At 62.9% G+C, this 18022-nt stretch carries 19 protein-coding genes and 1 pseudogene; 14 read left to right on the top strand and 6 right to left on the bottom strand.

Annotated features, from left to right (window positions below; all coding sequences use genetic code 11):
- Window positions 1-3: 3 nt before the first annotated feature.
- The 5 genes from BW991_RS20975 (at window position 4) to BW991_RS20955 (ending at window position 3693) form a co-directional block, all read left to right on the top strand.
- Window positions 4-1014, top strand: a complete 1011-nt coding sequence (locus BW991_RS20975) for an AI-2E family transporter (RefSeq protein ID WP_076604063.1) — start codon at window positions 4-6, stop codon at window positions 1012-1014.
- Window positions 1015-1292: 278 nt separating this feature from the next.
- Window positions 1293-2006: a transposase gene (locus BW991_RS20970; RefSeq protein ID WP_076604062.1), complete on the top strand. Its 714-nt coding sequence runs from the start codon at window positions 1293-1295 to the stop codon at window positions 2004-2006.
- A gap of 259 nt (window positions 2007-2265) precedes the next feature.
- On the top strand, window positions 2266-2544 hold the full coding sequence (locus BW991_RS20965) for a type II toxin-antitoxin system RelE/ParE family toxin (protein ID WP_076604061.1): 279 nt from the start codon (window positions 2266-2268) through the stop codon (window positions 2542-2544).
- Between the two features lie 10 nt (window positions 2545-2554).
- Window positions 2555-2854 (top strand): HigA family addiction module antitoxin, encoded by a 300-nt coding sequence (locus tag BW991_RS20960; protein ID WP_076604060.1) that lies wholly within the window; start codon window positions 2555-2557, stop codon window positions 2852-2854.
- A gap of 476 nt (window positions 2855-3330) precedes the next feature.
- Window positions 3331-3693 (top strand): hypothetical protein, encoded by a 363-nt coding sequence (locus BW991_RS20955; protein ID WP_076604059.1) that lies wholly within the window; start codon window positions 3331-3333, stop codon window positions 3691-3693.
- Window positions 3694-3886: 193 nt separating this feature from the next.
- Here the strand turns inward: BW991_RS20955 and BW991_RS20950 are convergent, their stop codons facing one another.
- The 3 genes and pseudogenes from BW991_RS20950 to BW991_RS24265 form a co-directional block, all read right to left on the bottom strand.
- Window positions 3887-4126 (bottom strand): hypothetical protein, encoded by a 240-nt coding sequence (locus BW991_RS20950; RefSeq protein ID WP_076604058.1) that lies wholly within the window; start codon window positions 4124-4126, stop codon window positions 3887-3889.
- A 142-nt stretch (window positions 4127-4268) separates the two neighbouring features.
- Window positions 4269-4853 (bottom strand): DUF4124 domain-containing protein, encoded by a 585-nt coding sequence (locus BW991_RS20945; protein WP_076604057.1) that lies wholly within the window; start codon window positions 4851-4853, stop codon window positions 4269-4271.
- A 295-nt stretch (window positions 4854-5148) separates the two neighbouring features.
- A pseudogene (locus tag BW991_RS24265) lies at window positions 5149-5280 on the bottom strand (IS110 family transposase); the annotation flags it as partial.
- A 53-nt stretch (window positions 5281-5333) separates the two neighbouring features.
- Between BW991_RS24265 and BW991_RS23755 the strand changes: the two are divergent.
- From BW991_RS23755 to BW991_RS20930, 5 genes are all read left to right on the top strand, one after another.
- A complete protein-coding gene (locus tag BW991_RS23755; protein ID WP_212566934.1) occupies window positions 5334-6038 on the top strand; it encodes a hypothetical protein in 705 nt (234 codons plus the stop codon).
- A 70-nt stretch (window positions 6039-6108) separates the two neighbouring features.
- Window positions 6109-6729: a hypothetical protein gene (locus BW991_RS20940; RefSeq protein WP_076604056.1), complete on the top strand. Its 621-nt coding sequence runs from the start codon at window positions 6109-6111 to the stop codon at window positions 6727-6729.
- Window positions 6730-7598: 869 nt separating this feature from the next.
- On the top strand, window positions 7599-7892 hold the full coding sequence (locus BW991_RS20935; protein ID WP_139335971.1) for a DUF1330 domain-containing protein: 294 nt from the start codon (window positions 7599-7601) through the stop codon (window positions 7890-7892).
- Between the two features lie 410 nt (window positions 7893-8302).
- Complete coding sequence (locus BW991_RS23750) at window positions 8303-8791, top strand: hypothetical protein (RefSeq protein ID WP_139335970.1); 489 nt, start codon at window positions 8303-8305, stop codon at window positions 8789-8791.
- A 120-nt stretch (window positions 8792-8911) separates the two neighbouring features.
- Window positions 8912-9625, top strand: a complete 714-nt coding sequence (locus BW991_RS20930) for a potassium channel family protein (protein ID WP_088179647.1) — start codon at window positions 8912-8914, stop codon at window positions 9623-9625.
- A gap of 10 nt (window positions 9626-9635) precedes the next feature.
- On the opposite strand, the gene BW991_RS20925 is transcribed toward BW991_RS20930, so the two are convergent.
- Window positions 9636-10295, bottom strand: coding sequence for a hypothetical protein (locus BW991_RS20925; RefSeq protein ID WP_212566933.1), 660 nt, complete (start codon window positions 10293-10295; stop codon window positions 9636-9638).
- Between the two features lie 392 nt (window positions 10296-10687).
- On the opposite strand from BW991_RS20925, the gene BW991_RS20920 reads away from it, so the two are divergent.
- A complete protein-coding gene (locus BW991_RS20920) occupies window positions 10688-12793 on the top strand; it encodes a D-(-)-3-hydroxybutyrate oligomer hydrolase (RefSeq protein WP_244551774.1) in 2106 nt (701 codons plus the stop codon).
- A 158-nt stretch (window positions 12794-12951) separates the two neighbouring features.
- On the opposite strand, the gene BW991_RS20915 is transcribed toward BW991_RS20920, so the two are convergent.
- Window positions 12952-14586, bottom strand: coding sequence for a methyl-accepting chemotaxis protein (locus tag BW991_RS20915; RefSeq protein ID WP_076604053.1), 1635 nt, complete (start codon window positions 14584-14586; stop codon window positions 12952-12954).
- A 770-nt stretch (window positions 14587-15356) separates the two neighbouring features.
- On the opposite strand from BW991_RS20915, the gene BW991_RS20910 reads away from it, so the two are divergent.
- Both BW991_RS20910 and BW991_RS20905 read left to right on the top strand, forming a co-directional pair.
- Window positions 15357-16055, top strand: a complete 699-nt coding sequence (locus BW991_RS20910; protein ID WP_076604052.1) for a DUF3592 domain-containing protein — start codon at window positions 15357-15359, stop codon at window positions 16053-16055.
- A gap of 152 nt (window positions 16056-16207) precedes the next feature.
- A complete protein-coding gene (locus BW991_RS20905) occupies window positions 16208-16876 on the top strand; it encodes an MOSC domain-containing protein (protein WP_076604051.1) in 669 nt (222 codons plus the stop codon).
- Window positions 16877-16908: 32 nt separating this feature from the next.
- On the opposite strand, the gene BW991_RS20900 is transcribed toward BW991_RS20905, so the two are convergent.
- Entirely contained in the window at window positions 16909-17502 is a 594-nt protein-coding gene (locus BW991_RS20900; protein WP_076604050.1) for a molybdopterin-binding protein, read from the bottom strand.
- 233 nt (window positions 17503-17735) lie between these two features.
- Between BW991_RS20900 and BW991_RS20895 the strand changes: the two genes are divergently transcribed.
- The coding region (locus BW991_RS20895; RefSeq protein ID WP_244551773.1) for a contractile injection system protein, VgrG/Pvc8 family at window positions 17736-18022 on the top strand (287 nt) is incomplete at its 3' end.

Raw genomic sequence — 18022 nt, 5'->3', positions numbered from 1 at the left:
CTCATGCAACACCGCACTCGCTCCACCGTCGAGCTCGCCAGTTTTGCCGTGATGGCGATGCTGGCCGCCTTCGTCCTGCTGCATCACATGGTGGCGGCCCTGTTCGCGGGGATCCTGACCAGCCAGTTCATCACCCTGCTCGCAAACGGCATCTTCCGGCGCGTCTCCCTGAAGCACTCGAAGGCGCTGGCCGCGCTGGCGGTGTTTCTGGGCCTCTCGGGCATCGTCGCCGGGGCCGTGATGTTCGGGATCTTCGCGGCCAAGGGGATGAGCGAGGAATTCGGCAGCCTGCTCGAAAAAATGGCGGCGATCATCGCCAAGGCGGAAACGATTCTGCCGGCGGTGGTCGTCGAGAACCTGCCGCGCAGCGCGGCGGATCTCAAGCTGGCGATGTCGGAGGCGCTCAGGCACAACGCCGACCAGCTGGGCAACATCGGCAAGGGCACGGCGAGCACCATGGTGCATGTCGTGCTGGCGGTGATCATCGGCGCGATGGTGGCCTTCCACCGCTTTGTCGATCACGCCGAAACGCGGCCTTTCGCGCAGGCGCTGCGCACGCGCATCGGCTACTTCGCGCGCGCCTTCTCGAACGTGGTCTTCGCGCAGGCGCGGATTTCCGCGATCAACACGACCCTGACGGCGATCTATCTGGTGCTCGTCCTGCCGCTGCTCGGTCATCCGCTACCCTACACGAAGACGATGATCGCGATCACCTTCCTCGCGGGCCTGCTGCCGGTGATCGGCAACCTCATCTCGAACACCGTCATCGTGGTGGTGAGCGCCGGGGCCGCGCCGGTCGTCGCGGTCTGGTCGCTGGCCTTTCTGGTACTCATCCACAAGCTCGAATACTTCATCAACGCGCGGATCGTGGGCTCGCGCATCAACGCGGCAGCCTGGGAGCTGCTGCTGGCGATGCTGATCATGGATTCGCTGTTCGGCGTCGCCGGCCTCGTGCTCGCACCCATCCTCTACGCGTACGTCAAGGCGGAACTGGCCGCCCACGAGCTGCTGTGAATCGCAACGTCGGCAACGCGCCACGTTTTTCGGGCGGGATCCGGAACGGCGAATTGTGATCTGTCCCTGATTCCGCGCACTCGTCCGTCGAGTGCGCATCAATCGTGCGGCAACAAGGCCCGCGGAATGCCGTGCTCGTCCAGGCCGCCGCCTTCGATCCAGGCGGTCGGAAAATAGGGGAGGAAAATAGGGGACAGACCACGATTTCCACGAAGATGAACGAGGATGAGCGAGGAGTCGTGTAGCATTTATGCATTCAACATCTTTCGCTCACCGCCATGCCGCGCCGCCCTCGCCTGTCCCTGCCTCACGTTCCACTTCACCTGATCCAGCGCGGCAATAACCGGCAGGCCTGCTTCTACGCAGACGAGGACTACCGTCGCTATCTCGACTGGCTCGACGAGTACGCGGCAACGACCGGTTGCCGCATCCACGCTTACGTCCTCATGACCAATCACGTTCACCTGCTCGTCTCGGCCCCACGTGCCGAAGCGCCGGGCGAGATGATGAAGGCCCTCGGTCAACGCTACGTGCAGTACGTCAACCGGACATACCAGCGCAGCGGCAGCCTCTGGGAAGGCCGCTACCGCTCCTGCCCAACGCAATCTGACGGGTATCTCCTGGCCTGTCAGCGCTATATCGAGCTCAATCCCGTGCGCGCCGGGATGGTCGTCCATCCGGCCGATTACCCCTGGTCCAGTTATCGCGCCAACGCCCAAGGCGAGTCCGGCACGTTCGTGGTTCCGCACGAAGTCTTCGAGACGCTCGGCCGGAATGCGCTTGAGCGGCAGGCAGCCTATCGCGAACTGTTCCGCCACGATCTCGACCCTGGCATGGTCGACGAGATTCGACGGGCGACGAATGGAAATTTCGCGCTCGGCACAGCGCTTTTCGGCGCACAGGTGACCGCCGCGCTGGGGCGCCGGGCCCAGCCGGGTAAAGCGGGGCGACCACGAAGAGCACCGCCGCCCGAACCACAGATCTTTGTGTGAGGTTGCGCGAATTTACAGCCACTGTAAAACGTGGTCTGTCCCCAATTCGTCTGAAAAACGTGGTCTGTCCCCAATTCGTCATCCCTCTGGGCGCAGATTCTTTCGATCTGCCACCTTCTCCGACAGCCCCCATTTACGCGATTGCCATATTTCGACGGCGCCGATATTCTGCGGTTCAAGTGCCGGACGCCCGACGTCGCACGCGCAACCGGAACCATTCGGCTTGCCCGATCATCTGTAACATACTACGATACAGTCAATGATAAAGAGCTTTCTCCACAAAGGGATCGAAGCTTTCTTCAGAACGGGCAGCAAGGCTGGCATCACTGCCGCCCACGCCGGCCGGCTGGCCCGGCAGCTCGCCCTGCTAAATGAGGCGACGCATCCTGGACACATGGACGTGCCCGGTTGGAAGCTGCATTCGCTGGCAGGCAACTTGAACGGTCACTGGGCCGTGTCGGTCAGCGGGAACTGGCGCCTGACCTTCGCATTCGAGGGCGAGGACGCCGTGCTCGTCGATTACCAGGACTATCACTGAGGAGTTCACCATGGCAGCGATGCACAATCCGCCCCATCCCGGCGAAACGCTGCGCGAGGATGTCCTGCCCGAGCTCGGCCTGACGGTTTCCGAGGCCGCCCGCCAACTGGGAGTTTCCCGGGTCCAGCTTTCCCGCGTATTGCATAGGCGCGCGCCCGTTTCACCTGACCTGGCGCTGCGCCTCGAACAATGGCTGAATGGGCCCACCGCTGACATCTGGCTTCGCATGCAGATCGCTTACGATTTGTGGCAGGCGCGCCACGGCGGAAAGCTTCCTCGCGTCGCACCCGTGCAGCAGAAGGCGGCTTAACCGGCGACAGGCTCCGACCGTGAGCAAATCGTGGTCTGCCCACAATTCGTCCTGCGCGCTTCGGTTTCACCGCCGTATTGTTTCCCGAGACGGACACGACGGCAGAAGACTGATCAGGAAGCGCGGAAAATTGGCAACAGCCCCGATCCCTCCCGCCTCAGACACGGCGCGAGCATGATGTTATCGTATGTTTTCAAATGTTTAGTTTGCCATGGGCGCCAATGGCGCGTATCGTAGGCAGCGCGATTTCCAGGTAGTGTTGCTGTCTTGTTGGTCTAGTGTCCGCAGTTCTGCGGCGTCAATTCCCCATTCTCAGTTCGCCTTCTTGATCTCGCCTCACCCAGAGGCTATGCCCCGCATTATCAAGTAACGGCTTGGTCACCCCCGGCACGCAGTTTGTCTGCCCGCGCACTTCGTTTCGGCCTGGCCGCCGCGGCAGTCAAGACCCGCCGTTTCAACACGACAAGGAACACACCATGCGAAGCCCCATCCAGCGAACCGAACTCAGAACCTATTACTACACTCCCGTGCATTGCCCGTTCTGCGGCACGCGTGTCATGGGGGCCGACCCGGCTGATGAGACTCGCATTACCGCATGCGCTCATACCTTGTTCATCGCCCATGACACCGCTTTCGAGTACCGCTCCGAGCGTTTCGACAGGCACCTCGATCTTGACGGTCTGACCGAGAAGGAGGTCGAGGAGCGTTGGAGCGGCGAGGAAGGCGGTGTCGACGGCTTCACCAACCAGGTCACACTGGCGGACGCGATCAAGGTTGCCGCCTACGCACCGGCCCCGTCCGCCTACGGCTCATACTACGGATTCGCTCCCACCGAATGATCCGTGCCGTTTCAGCGGAATTCCGGCGGCGAACGTGCTTTTGCGGTTGCCGCTCATTTCGCGAGTGATGAACCCGGCGCCGCGGCAGCCTCTGGGAAGGCCGCTACCGCCCCGGCCCAACGCAGTCCGACGGGTATCTCCTGGCCTGTCAGCGCTATATCGAGCTCAATCCCGTGCGCGCGGGACTCTCAGCTCAAATGCCGAGAATCTTCATCGCCTTGGCCAGGGTGTCGACGGATTCTTGATGCTTGCCGGCCTTGTGCAAGGCTTCGCCGTCGGCGCGCAGCTGCTTGACCTCACTCATTTGCGCATCGGTCAGCTTGGGGCTGGCGGTGATGGCGGCGTCGATCTTTTTCATGTCGGCGGGGCAGTGGAGGGCCAGGGCGCTGCCGGAGAACAGCGCGGCAAGGGCCAGGATGACGATTTTTTTCATGGAAGCCTCCTCGGTAACAACGCGGACGGATATGCCTGCGTGTGAAGTGAACAACTCGCCATAGCGGTTTATTCCGTAGGGGGTCGGTGCGGCTCGGCGTCGAGGGGGCGTCGCACTCCGTCGCTGTGCGTAGCGGCTCTGCCTATTCCGCTTCCACGATAAAGTCGGTCCCGCCTCGCGGGCTCGGCATAAAGGTCACCCGGTAGCGTACCGCTTGCCCACATCGATCGACCGTCCAACGCTCCACGTACTGTCTTGGGCGCCGGCTTCTCTCGATCAATTCGGTGTCGATGATCTTGTGGTTGGTACAGTCCGGGGCTTTCGCGCTGAAGAGCATGACGATGGTGCTCAGGACGGCTTGCTGCAGGGGTTGCGTTGCACCGCTCTCGCCACCGACAGGAGTGCGCTCGCCGCGCCGGATCGCCGCCTGTTCGGCGTCCTGCCGCTGCTTCTTCAGCTCATCCTCCAGTTGTTGCTGACGCGCCTGGTGCCGCTCTCGAAACGCGTCCGCCTTCTCCCTCCAACTCTCGGTCGGCAATTGCTTTTCGGTTTCGGGCGATGCCGGGACCCGTTCCGGTTCAATCTCAAGGGGCTGACTCTTGGAATTCTTCAACGGCGTATCCGAATACTGGGTCACCCCCTGCTCATCGACCCACTTGTAGATGGTGGCTCCGGCCGTCGCAGCTGCGATCAAGAGGATCTGCAGGATCGTCAGGTTGTTCCGCATTGGCACCCTCCTTGCAGTTGTCATGTCGCATCGACTTGCACGCCGAGGTCTGCTCGAACGCGTTGGGGCGGACCAATGCATGCCAGATGCAATCATTGCCATTGACATACTAGTAGCCCGAACTCGGTCTCACAAGTGACGTCTGACAGGTCGATCGAGGGCGGTCCCGGGCAGTCCCGAGCGGTCCTGGGGTCTTGCCCTTTGCCCCTGTCTGCTGGGACATGAAATAGAGTGAAATAGGGGACAGACCACGATTTATATCAGTAGAGTGAAATAGGGGACAGACCACGATTTATATCAGCGCGAACATCGGCAACAGATCCGCGCGCCCGACACTGCGCCTCAGCAGCGCCTTGCCATCCCTTCCGACCCCATGCACACTGAATACATTCTTCGCCAGGTCGATGCCGACAGTGGTAACGTTCATTTGGACTCCTCCTCACCGTGTTGAGACTTTCGCAATCCCAATCTGGCACATCGATGCCCCAGGTGCAGGGGGAGTCCATTTCATTCGTTAGGCACACCATGATTCGCGCAATCGTCGCCCTGTTGCTACTTACGGCCTTCGGCGCGAACTCTGCCGATATTGCTTTGGCATTGCGGTTACCTGCAAGCGCCAACTCAGTTGAGAAGTTTGTTCCAAGCGGATGGGAAATCGAATCAAAAGTCAGCGGCGACCTTAATCACGACGGCAAAGCTGACACCGCTATTGTGTTACGAAAGATGGATCAAACGTTGTTTATTGATGGCCGAAACGGAAACCCGAGAATATTGGCTGTCATGTTTTCAAGCCCTGCGGGTCATTACGACCTTATTTCACATAGCAAAACATTGATTCCGGCAGATGATGATCCATTGATGGAAGACCGCTTCAGCGGAATTGACATCAGGAAAGGCAACTTATATGTCGCTTATCATTATTGGGCGAGTGCGGGCTCCTGGTACACTGGCAATGCCACATTAACATTTCGGTTTCAGGAAGAATGTTTCCGTCTGATCGGTTATGACGCGAACTTCATGCACAGAGCCTCTCTTGACGAGTCGAACACGAGCATCAATTACGTCACTGGAAAAGAAATACGCACGACCGCTGGAAATGAAGACCGTCGAAGAAGAACGTCCGTCAAATCGAACGATCCGAAGCCACTGAGGTGTATGCGTGAGATTGGGAATGAGTTCTGGTAACCGGTTGCGCAATGTTGAAGTGCCGCAGAACATTGGAGCACTTCGCCCAGTCACTCCACGAGGCACACGCATGAATACGTCACTCTTGGCCTCCCGCGCCACGTCCCTGAACGCGAAAGTGGGCGCAGTCGCGCTTGCGGTAGCCGCCTTTCTGATCTTGCTGCTCTCGCACTTCTCCGCACCGCTTGCGCCCCTTCGAATGCTGTCACTTGCGCTTGCTGCATTCGCAGCTTGGGCCTTCTGCGACGAGATGGGCATGCACAAGCCACTCAATCGTGCTGGCTTTGTCTTCTTTTCCATTGCTGTCGCAGCCAAGATCCAGATCGCTATCGGCGTTGCCACGGAGTTTGCCGGCAGGTATTACCTTCTCTACGCAGCATTTCTTCTCGCGGCAATGCTCTTTTGGTCTCTGGCGTTCCTTCATCGGCAACGCACGCTCAAGGTGGTAGGAGCTGTCGGCGTTCTCTCGAGCCTCGCATCGATCGTCGCCGTCGTCGTCGGACACATTGCGCTCGGCACCGGCGCGGCTCTTGGCATTGGAGCATTGCTGTTGGCAACGGAAGGAACGGCTCCTACTGATCTCGCGTTTGTCACGCTGATCGAGAGAATGTTTGGTCTCTGGGGCTATCTCACGGCGTGGCTTCTATGGCGCGGCCACATCAGTCGTCTGCCGTCACACAGTGAAGCCTAAAGGCATTCATGAATATCGAACCGAAAACTCTTGGCGTTTCACTCCAACGCAGTAGTTGGTCGCCGCATTGATTTGCTCTCGCGTGCGTCGGTCTCGGTGCGGTGGCAATTCGCCCGAGCAGCGTATCCGACTGGATCGTCGCGGTTAGCATCGTCGGGCCATCATTTTGCGTCTCTCTCGGCGGCCCCTACCATCGCCCATCGATGGCAGCAGCATTCGAATCCAATCGTGCGAGGGGCTCATTGGCCTTATTCGTGTCGCACATTTTGTAATGGAGCGTGGGTGTCTATTACTGCCCGAGTAGTCGCATTGCTGCCCGACAGGACGTTCGCGTGCGACGCCTTACGGCGGCCTTTGCCCGCTGCCACGCGCTCCTCGACTCGAGCACATTGGACGCCATGACGAGCTTTCCGCAGCAATTGCGGCGACGCGCCGTACACACAATGTGCATCCTAGTTGCCCTTGCCAGCGCTCCCTGGGTGGCGGCTGAAATTGCACCTTCGCTCTCGGCCTTTGTCCCGCCGCCCTTGCTTTCCATGCTTCTCGCGTTCAGCGCTGTTGATGCACTTCTTCTTTGGCGCCCGGTTTGGTTCTTTGAAAAGCTTTTCCCGGGACAGCCAGTTCCCGTCTCACTACTATTTTCTGGTCGGTCATTGCGCAACCAACGGATTGCCTTGTTCGCATCAGCGCTCGTGTCTGGCATCTTGACCGTTCAGTGGCTTCAATCGCTTCCATGAGGCAACAATATGCTTGACGTACAACCAGCCATCCCGATGAACGGGCCGACAAACCCGGCATAGCGCCAAGAAAGGAAATTGGGGACATCCCCCGATTTTCTGGTTGTGTCAGAGCTTATCCAGGAACGCCAAATGGTTCAGTACCTCATTCTCGCAAAGATCATCAACCGCGATCTGTTCGTTGAATACATCAAAGGGCATCTACCAACTATCACGCAGTACGGCGGAAAGATTGTCTTTCGGTCTACAGAGAACGAGCCCATCCTCGGCACGGAAAATTGGGATGCCATCGCGATTCAAGAATGGCAAAGCTCGTCGGCCTTCGAGCGCTGGTGGACTTCCGATGAATACAGACCGGGGGCACAAATCCGCGATCGAGCCGCGCTCATGGTAATTACAAAATGCGAAAACAGCGTGCCTGCATAGCCGCGTCCGGCTCTGGCCCTGCGGTCAACCTGATGACCGTAAGCGGGGCGCTCAAACGAACCGCCTCGCGCGGCTGCAGGTTACCGCTAACGCGTCTTCTTCTCGAGACACCTGTCGATGCGTCATCCTGAAATCATCGGCCTCCTGCTTTCGGCAAGCCTCGTCGGCGGATGCAGCATGCTCCAGGGAGGCAAACTTCTTGCGCCAGAGAGTTTCGATTTGACCCCCGTCGCGCCAGGCATCTACGTCGAGACTGCGGCAGATGAGGCAACACGAGTCAAGCTCCGGGAGGCGTTGGTTAAGGCAGAAGACGCCATACGCAACGCATATGGGAGCGTGAACTCACACCCCACGGTCAACGCATGTATCAGCGAACGATGCTACGAAACATTTGGAGGGCGGGGGGATCTGTGGCGAAGGTCTACGGTAATCAGATCCTGCTTTCGCCGCGGGGACTAAACTGGCATTTCCTCGCTCACGAATGGTCGCACGCTGAATTGCGCTCCCGTCAGACCCTCTGGGCGTGGTGGCGTATGCCGCAATGGTTTGATGAAGGGGTGGCTGTTGCAGTGAGTGAGGCGCCGGAACACGCCGAAAGTCACTGGCAATTCCTGGAGGCGACCAATATTCCTCGTCCGACGCGCGAGGAATTGCATACGTTCAAGTCATTGATGCAGTGGCTCGACGCAGTTCATCGATATGGCGAGGACAAGAACATTGAACGTAAGGCAAAGGGCGAAACTGAAATTCGTCCTGTCTATTCGGCGGCTGGGCATGAAATAAGGCCTTGGCTTGCGAAAGTTGGCAGCCACGGACTGCTTGCTTTTATCGAGCGGTTGAATGGTGGGGACGAATTTGAGTCTGCTTACCTGACGGCTAACCCTGCGCAGCGCAAATAGGGGACGAAATCAAATCGGGGCTAGTATTTTCTGAACCGACTACCCTTGAAAAACAGGGTCAGTCCCCAGTTAGTTCGATTAGCTTCTCCCAGCGTCCACCATGAGGTGCCGAAAGTGCCGATGATCAACCGCCTCGCAGCGTCCCCCGTCAAGCATCCGTCTGCCGCGCTCCTGTGTGTCCAAATCCTGGGCATCCTGCTCTATCCACTGATGGAAGACACCTCGGCGGAGCGTGCGTTGTTCGGTGTCATCGGCCTGCTTGTGCTCGGTGCGGCGCTGTATGTCGTGAAGCGCGGTCCCTGGCTGACAGGCTTCGGCGTCGTGCTCGCCCTCCCGGTGGTTGTTCTTTCCATATGGCTGGCGTTCGACTTCGATCCCCGCAGAATGGTCCTGATGGCCGCGCTCGAGGCCGTGTTCTACTTCTACGCAGCGGGCAGCTTGATCGCCTACATGTTCGAGGATGACGTCGCATCGGTCGACGAGCTGTTCGCCGCGGGGGCGACGTTCACCCTGCTCGCGTGGGCATTCGCCTACGCCTACGTGGTGTGTCAGACCTTGCTGCCGGGTAGTTTTGGCGCCCTCGTGGCCCCGGGCAACCCGCGCACGTGGATGGAGCTGCTCTTCTTGAGCTTCACGACGCTGTCCGGCGTCGGACTCGGCGACATCGTGCCTCTCCTGCCGATGGCCCGTGCGCTTGTCATGATCGAGGAATTCACGGGGGTGATGTATCTCGCCCTGGTGGTGTCGCGGTTGGTCGGGCTGTCGGTGACAACCCGAACGGCGCGGGGGAAACAGGGAACAGACCGCGAGTTCCCGGAAGGTGGGCCAGGATGAGCAATCACGCTCACTTCGCCGTCTGCGCCCCACGGGCCGACGCGGCTGGCGTCATGTCCTGCGCACGCGACAAGGTCGCCGTATCCGCGCAGAAGAAGTATGCAAGCCAGCTCACGATCCCCGCGAACTTGGCGCTGTCCTCGACGAGGTATGGGTTGATTCCGGCCGGATTGACCAGATCGAGGCCGACCGACGCGGCGAAGAACACGAACGCCATCGCGAGCAGGATGTAGTCGGTCCCCGCGATCAGGCGACGGAAGCGGACCAGATAGAACGACACAAGACCGGCGTAGACCGCCAGCACGGCCTCTTCCGGAACGCCGAAGGATGGAAAGAATTCCTCGTGCACCAGGAACAGGTCGTCGAAGGCGAGCACCACCGTCAGCAGGCCCGACGCGAGGCAAAAGCGTCGCGCCTCCCGCGAGTCCGGCAGCACGCTCAGGAGGCGCGCGGCGAAGAAGCAGACGGCCGCCGCGCCGGCCCACATGAAGATCCCCAGTTGCGACAGGAAACCGGTGTAGGCCGGCACGCCGGCGGCGCTCGTCACGTCCGACGTCAGCATGTGGATCGGTACGCCTTTCCACACCCGCAACAGCAGCACGATCCCGATCGGAACCACCGACACGGCCGCGACCAGCGCAATGGCCCGCACAGATTTTGATGTCGTCATGAATTGCATATCCACGTGTCGCGCAACTTGCCGACGCCCGGCGACAGGCTCGGCGTGAAAGGACGTGATTGACCGTCTGCTTCGTCAGACCAGGCAGGAGCCCGCACCGCCGGACACGGCGGACCTTCGGACGCGTCGATCATAACCAGCGTCCGGCCCCCCTTCGCCCGAACGATTGCAACAGCCGGTAAGCCCATCCGGTGTGGAACTCGCGGCGCAAGGAACCCCCAAGGACTGACCCGTGCGTGACGGACTTGGCGGAGACGGGGGTAAACCCTCATATCGGCCCGGCGATACGCTGCCAATAACGTAGACTTGCGCGCGGATGGCATAGGACGATGTGCTCGACTCATGCCGACGGGTGCAAGCAAGATCAATAACGGAGAAGCCCCATGTACTCCAGCATGCGCAACGTCACCACGATCATATTGGCCCTGGCCGCGATGCCGGCCCTCGCCGGCCCCGGCAGCGGATTCGGCTTCAACGACAAACCCGCGTTTCTCGGCGACATCGTTTCGCGCGATACCGACGGCGTATCCGACGATCTCCTCACCGCGGGGCTCGGCCGCGCGGGCATCCAGTCGGCGGTCCCGCCTGCGGTGTCCGCCACACCGACGGCCGACGAACTGCGCCGCCTGGCGATCTACAACAATTACCGTGCGCTGATCGACACCTCGGCGAACGGAGGCTATGGGACCTTGTTCGGGCCCCTCCTGAGCGTCAGCGCGACCGGCGGCATCACCAGCCCGGGCGACGGCAAGATCGCCGGGACCGAATACCTCGCGTACGCGAACCACGGCGCGGAGCGGCGCAACGTCACGCTGATGGTGCAGGTGCCGGCGCACTTCAACCCGAAGAAGCCCTGCATCGTCACCGGCACCTCGAGCGGCTCGCGCGGCATCTACGGCGCGATCGGGACTTCGGGCGAGTGGGGGCTGCAAAGAGGCTGCGCGGTCGCCTACGTGGACAAGGGCACCGGCAACGGCATGCACGATCTCGCGACCAACGCCGTCGGCCTGATCGACGGGACGCGCACGGACGCCGCAACCGCGGGCGATGCCTCCCACTTCACCGCCGACCTTTCCGAATCCGGGCGCACCGCCTTCCTCGCAGCGTGGCCCGACCGCGTCGCGGTCAAGCACGCGCATTCCAGACACAATCCGGAAGCCGACTGGGGCCGCGATACGCTCGACGCGGTGCGCTTCGCCTTCTACGTCCTCAACGAGAAGTACGGCGTCAATACGCTCCGGGGCGTCGTGCGCACCATCGTCAAGCCGAAGACCGTCGTGATCGCAGCGAGCGTTTCGAACGGCGCCGGCGCCGCGCTCGCAGCCGCGGAACAGGACGACGAGAAGCTGATCGACGGCGTCGCGGTCGGCGAGCCGCAGATCCAGCTGCGCGAGAACGACGATCTCGTCGTCCGCCGCGGCAGCCAGATCCGCACCGGCAGCGGCCGCACGCTCTACGACTACACCACCTACGCGAACCTGCTGCAGCCCTGTGCGACCCTGTCGCCGCGCGCTGCCGGCTCTCCCGGCGCGGCCTTCGTCCCCGCGGCCCTCGCGGCCAACCGCTGCGAGGCGCTCGCGAGCCGCGGCCTGGTCACCGGCGCGACCGCCGCCGAACAGGGCGACAGCGCGCTCGACGCGTTGCTCGCCTACGGATGGGAGCCGGAGTCGATTCCGCTCGTCGCGTCGCATTACGCGTTCGCCGTGCCGCCGATCGCGGTCACCTACGCCAACACCTACGGCCGCTTCGGTGTCGAGGAGCGCGCGTGCGACTTCAGCTTCGCGGCAGTCGACGGGACCGGCGCGCCGGCGCCCTGGCCGGTTGGCGCGGCAGCGCTCAGCTTCGGCACCGGCAACGGCATTCCGCCCGCGTCACTGCTGCAGATCATCAACGACGCCTCGCTGGGCGGCCCGCGCCGTGACGCGGCATCGACCTCGCCTTCGACCGGCAAGCTCGATTTCAACGTCGATGGCGCACTGTGCCTGCGCTCGCTCTGGACGGACGGCGGTACCGACGCCCGGCGCGTCCACGAGAACATCGAAGCCGTCCGCGTGCGTGCCGACCTTCACGGCAAGCCCGCGATCATCGTCCATGGCCGCGCCGATGCGCTGGTGCCGGTCGGCTTCACCTCGCGTCCCTACCTCGGCATGAACCACCTGGAGGAAGGCGCGCGCAGCCGTCTGCGCTACATCGAAGTGACCAACGCGCAGCACTTCGACGCCTTCATCGGCAACGCGCTGCTCGCCGGCTACGACACGCGCTTCATCCCGCTGCACGTGTACTTCCGCCGCGCGCTCGACCTGATGTACAGCCACCTGACGGCGCGCACTCCGCTGCCGCCGTCGCAGGTGGTACGCGCGACGCCGCGCACCGGCACTCCGGGAGCGGCCGCGCCGCTGACCGCGGCGAATCTACCGGCGATCAGCGCCAGACCGGCGGCCGCCGACCGCATCACCGTCAGCGGCAACGAAGTCGTTGTGCCGGACTGAGCGGATGCATCGGGGGTCGGATCCTGCAAATTGCGCAAGACCTGCCCCCACGGCCCTCCTCCGAAGGAGCTTGCCTCAGACGCCGTTCATTGCGGCGAGCCGTTCCGCCACGAGCTCGATCCGAGCGTGGTCGACGAGAGTCGCGGGGCACGCCCGGATCAATTGGCGATGCGGAAACGCTGCACCAGGGCCTGCAACTGCGATGCAGTCTGCGCCATTGACGCCGCGACCGCGGCGGTCTGCCTGACGGACGCGTGATTCCCCTCCGCCATGCGGGCGATCTGCTCCACGCTGCGGGCGATTCCCTGGCTCGCGGTGCGCTGCTCCAGGACCGCTCGGGCGATGTCATCGACACCGCTGGAGGCATCGCCAACCGAGCCATCCGCAGCAGACAGCGAGCCGACCACCTGTTCGACGCATCCATGGCTCGTCTCCAGTGCCTGCAAGCCGCGACGGATGGCCTTTTCGACCTCGGCCGCGCGTGTCCCCAGCCCGACGGTGACATCGTCGATCTGTACCGCCGAACTGGCCGAGCGCTCGGCCAGTTTCCTGACCTCGTCGGCAACCACCGCGAATCCGCGCCCCTGTTCGCCGGCACGGGCGGCCTCGATCGCTGCGTTGAGGGCGAGCAGGTTGGTCTGGTCGGCGATCTCGCGCACCTGCCGGGTCATCGACGTGATCGCCGTGGTGCTCTCGATGAACGCGGCGGCGGAATCGGCGATCTCGCGCACGGCGGCTTCCACCGCGGCGACCTCGCGCACCAGCTTCTCGAGATTCTCGTGACTCTCGCTGGTGCGTCCGCGTGCGGCGTTCGACAGCGCGCGCACCTCTTCGGAAGTCGCCGCAACCGCGGCAATGCTCACGGTCAGCTGCTCGATCGTTGCTGCGGCAGTCTCCGACGCTTCGCTCTGCGCGAATGCGCGCTTTTCCCCATCCTGCGCCGACAACGATAGTTGCGCTGCCGACCCGTGGAGAGCATCGGAATCATTCTTCAGGTCGGTGATGATCTGCTGCAGCGTGCCCATGAATGCGTTGAACGAGCGTGCGCTGCCCGCGATTTCGTCGCCCCCCTCGGAAGGCAGCCGCTTGCGGAGATCGGCATCTCCGGAGGCCAGTTCATGGGTGAATCGGGTAAGGCTTTGCAGGCGCTGCGAAATGCTGCGTACGGTCAGCACGCTGAACAGCAGCAGAAGGGGCAGTGCGATCGCCAATGCCCCCAACGTGAGCTGCTTCTGGTGCGCTGCCGACGAGATCGCCTCGTCACGGCTGCGTTTGGTCTCCTCGACCAGACGATCGCTGACCTGTTCGAGCTTCGTTTCCAGTTCCCCGAACAGCTCGTCGAATCGGGGCTTCCTGGCGAACGCCGCGTCGTTCTGGTCGAACGCCATCTTCACCATTTCCGTGGCGCCTTTCGTATAGGCCTCCAGCGGAGCGTCCGTCTGGGCAATCGCGTGCTTGATTTCCGCGGAGATCGGCAGCCGGGCCAGCTCGGCGACGTTGGTTTTCATCGACGCGGCGTGCTCGGCCACGTCCGCAAGCGCCCCCTTGTGCGCCTCCGCGTCGCCGCGCAATCCCGCAAGCAGCGCCGCCTGCACGTCGCTGTTCAGCGCATCGTGAAACATGTCGGTTTCGACGTGAAAGCGGATCGCCTCGGCGTACGTCGTGGAGAGTTCGTTGGCCTCGGACAGTTGCACCGTCGACATGTAGCCGATGAGCCCGACGCCGAGAGTCAGGACAATCGAAATCGCGGCGGAGCCCAGCAATTTCTGTTTGATCGTGAGCGAATAGGCCATCTTCGATTCCGTTCTCAGAGCGGGTAACCCGCTAAACAAGGCGTTGCATCAGCGCAAGCGATCTGCCGCTCGCTCGGTGTTGCCGTGTCGGGAGCAGTGCGCTCGCCTGCCGGCAACTAAGGCCTTCACGGTACAGGCTGCTACGGCCTTTGCGTTACAAACTTTAGCAATATGCGCCGCAGGCCGGTTTGACGTCGGACAATTCGATTGTCGCGTCCGCATCGCGGGCGCGCAGTCGCTGCGGGGTCGTAGCCGCATGGGTCAGACACGGTGACGCGATCGGCCGGGCATCTCGATGCGGGCCGATCCACCGTGTTTGGCTCACAATGGGCGAACCACGGACGCCCGCGTAGTCAGCGCTTCAACGCGCCGCAGGTGTGAAGGTGCACATCACTCGCCAGCGTATGGTCGGAAGAGATCGCCCGACACAGTGATGTGGACATAGCAGCCGGTGTAACGGCCGGCCGTCCGTGCCATGCGTCGGCCATCCGCGCCACGGGCCGAGGCGCCTGCCTGGCGGCGACGCCCAGGCGTCGCTCGACGCCGCGCACGCGCTTGCTGCAAATCGTCCGAACAGCACCTTGCCGCCCCGCCCTGCTCAATGCATACTGAATAGTTTATTGTCATTACTGCATCGACCGGCGACGCACGGTTGGGTTCATCCTTTCCGTGGTCGGCACTCGCGCGATCCATACCGGAACCAGAGCTGCCGCCGACGCATGGGCACTCAAGCCTGATTTCCAAAGGGCATCCGGACAAGGGAACTCAACATGAAGGTCATGAACATCATCAAGTACGTCTTCGCGGTGGCGGGCATATGCCTGCTGCTGGGTGCGCTTTTCGCCTACCGGAGCACGAGCGCCTTCCTCGCGGAGTCCGTGAAGGCCGAAGGCACGGTGGTCGATTTTGTGCCGTCCAGGTCGGACAATTCGATCACCTACAGGCCCGTTGTCCAATTCACCGGCCAAAGCGGCGAGGAGATCGAATTTGTCTCGTCCGCGGGAAGCAACCCGCCGGCTTACTCGGCAGGCCAGACTGTCGAGGTGCTTTACCGCCCGGACGACCCGCAGCACGCAACGATCAACGGCTTCTTTTCCCTTTGGGGCGCCTCCGTCATTCTCGCCCTGTTGGGCGGACCGTTTCTTCTCATCGGCTCCGGAATATTCCTTGCCGGCCGACTGAAAGGGCGGAAGATCGAATTTCTGAAGAAACATGGAACGCCGGTTCAAACCGAATTCCAGTGCGTCGAACAAAACACGACCATGTCCGTCAACGGCAGGCATCCATTTCGCGTTCTGACACAATGGCGAAACCCCTCGTCGTCCAGGGTGCACATCTTCGTCAGCGACAATATCTGGCTGGATCCCTCGGAATTCATGGGGAACCGGAAGATCCGGGTATTCATCGCAAAGGAAAATCCCGCGAAGTACTACGTCGACCTCGAGTTTCTTCCGGACCTCGCGACGTAGCGGCGTCCGCAATGCGGGCGGCAGTCGCCCGGAGTGCTGCGAGTCCGGAGCCTTCTCCGAATCGCGCCCTCGATACGAGGCTTCCGCGCACGCAACCGGTGGCCGGGCTCTCCGCGCACACGAACGGACATTCCGGCAGTAGCATTGCCGCCATGCACACCCTCATCGACCATGTATTCGTCGGCGCCCTGCGCCCGCTGCCGCCCGAAGGGCAGATGACCGGCATGTACAAGAGCCCCGTCGCCGGCCCCGCATCTGTCGGCCCCGAGGGGCTCGCCGGCGACTTCCAGGGCGACCGGCGCGTTCATGGCGGCGCCGAGAAGGCGGTGCATCACTATCCCGCCGAACATTACGCGCGCCTCGCACAGCGCTTTCCGGCCAGCGCGCAGAGCCTCGCGCCGGGCGTGCTCGGCGAGAACCTGTCGACGCACGGCTGGACCGAGGAGACGGTGTGCATCGGCGACCTGTTCCGGGTCGGCACCGCACTGTTGCAGCTGAGCCAGCCACGCAGCCCATGCTGGAAGATCGACCACCGCCTCGACGCCGAAGGGGCGTCGTTGTTCGTCGCGCATGAGGGAATCATCGGCTGGTACTACCGGGTGCGCGAAGGCGGCGCGATCGCGCCGGGCGACACGCTCGAACTGGTCGAGCGCCCCAACCCCTGGCTCAGCGTCGCGGCCTACTGGCGTGCGACCCTGGAACACCGACCCGAGCCCGCGGCGCTGCGCGCCATGGCCGCCGCGACCGGGCTCGCGCCCGCACAGGCCAAGCGGCTGGCCGAACGCGCCGCGTGGCTGGAGAGCAATCCCGCGCGCGACTGAAGGCGCCGCGCGCGCCGGGGGCGTGGCGACGCCTAGCCGACGCGCTCCGGCAGATGGATCGAATACAGCCCCCACGGGCAGGCCGCGAAGCGCTCGTTGAGCGGTTTCGCGGCGAGACCGGGGATCCGGTCCGCGTCGAACACGGCCCACAAGGGGCCGAGGCCGCCCAGGGGCAAGGGCGAGCCGTCGATGTGGGTCGCGATGATGAAGCCGAGGTCCCGGGCGTCGGCCCGCTTGAGTTCCACCCGGTAACCGTCGAACGCGCCCAGCACCAGCGGCGCATCGTCCGCGACCGGCGCACCGGCCGCCTCCAGCACGCGGTCGAGCGCGGGGCCGCGCAGCACATGCGGCTTGGCGTCGTATTCCAGCGTCGGGCGGATCTCGATGGCCGGCAGGGCGGCAAGGTCCGCAAAAGTGAAGGTCCGCGCCTTCGCGAAGGCAAGCCCCTGCTTGTGCATCAGGTGGTCGAGCGCCGGGTCGAGCGGGCCGCGGTTCGGATGCGCGACGCCCCCCGAGACGGTCAGCACGACCGGTTCCGCGGCCGGCGCGCGGGCTGCAGCGGCGCGCGCGACGAGCGGCAGTGCGGCGGCCCCCGCTGCGGCGCGAAGAAAGGCACGCTTGTTCATTTGTAGTTCTCCTTGGACTGCTCTGTCGGGTCGGATCAGTCTTGCCGCTGCCCGACGCACATGCAAGCGAAATCCCGCACGGCAACGTCCGCGGGACTCCTCCGCACTCCCGCCGGGCGCGCCTCCGGACTTGTCATTGACATTTTCAGGGAGCCGGCCGTGATATGCTTTCGGTCTTTTTGATCCTCTGTCCGCGTTTGCCTGCCTGAACCGCGGCCGCGCCCGCTTTCCCGATGATCTCCCCTCTCGCCGCACGCTCCCGCCTGTATGACCTGCACTGGCACACGGACGGCCCGCCGCTCGCGGTCGAAGCCTGGTGGGGACGCGAAACCCTGTCCGGCGGTTTCGAGTTCCACCTCGACACCCTGTCGCAGGATGCCTTCCTCGCCCTCGAGCCGATGCTCGGGCAGGCGGTGACGCTGCGCACCGCGCTCTCCGACGGCAGCCGCAGCGAGCGCTCGGGCCTCGTGCGCGCGGTCGCCAATCCCGGCAGTGACGGCGGCTGGAGCCGCTACCGCCT

It is taken from the genome of Aromatoleum tolulyticum (assembly GCF_900156155.1).
Classification (GTDB): domain Bacteria; phylum Pseudomonadota; class Gammaproteobacteria; order Burkholderiales; family Rhodocyclaceae; genus Aromatoleum; species Aromatoleum tolulyticum.
This window is presented reverse-complemented; position numbering and strand designations above follow the sequence as displayed.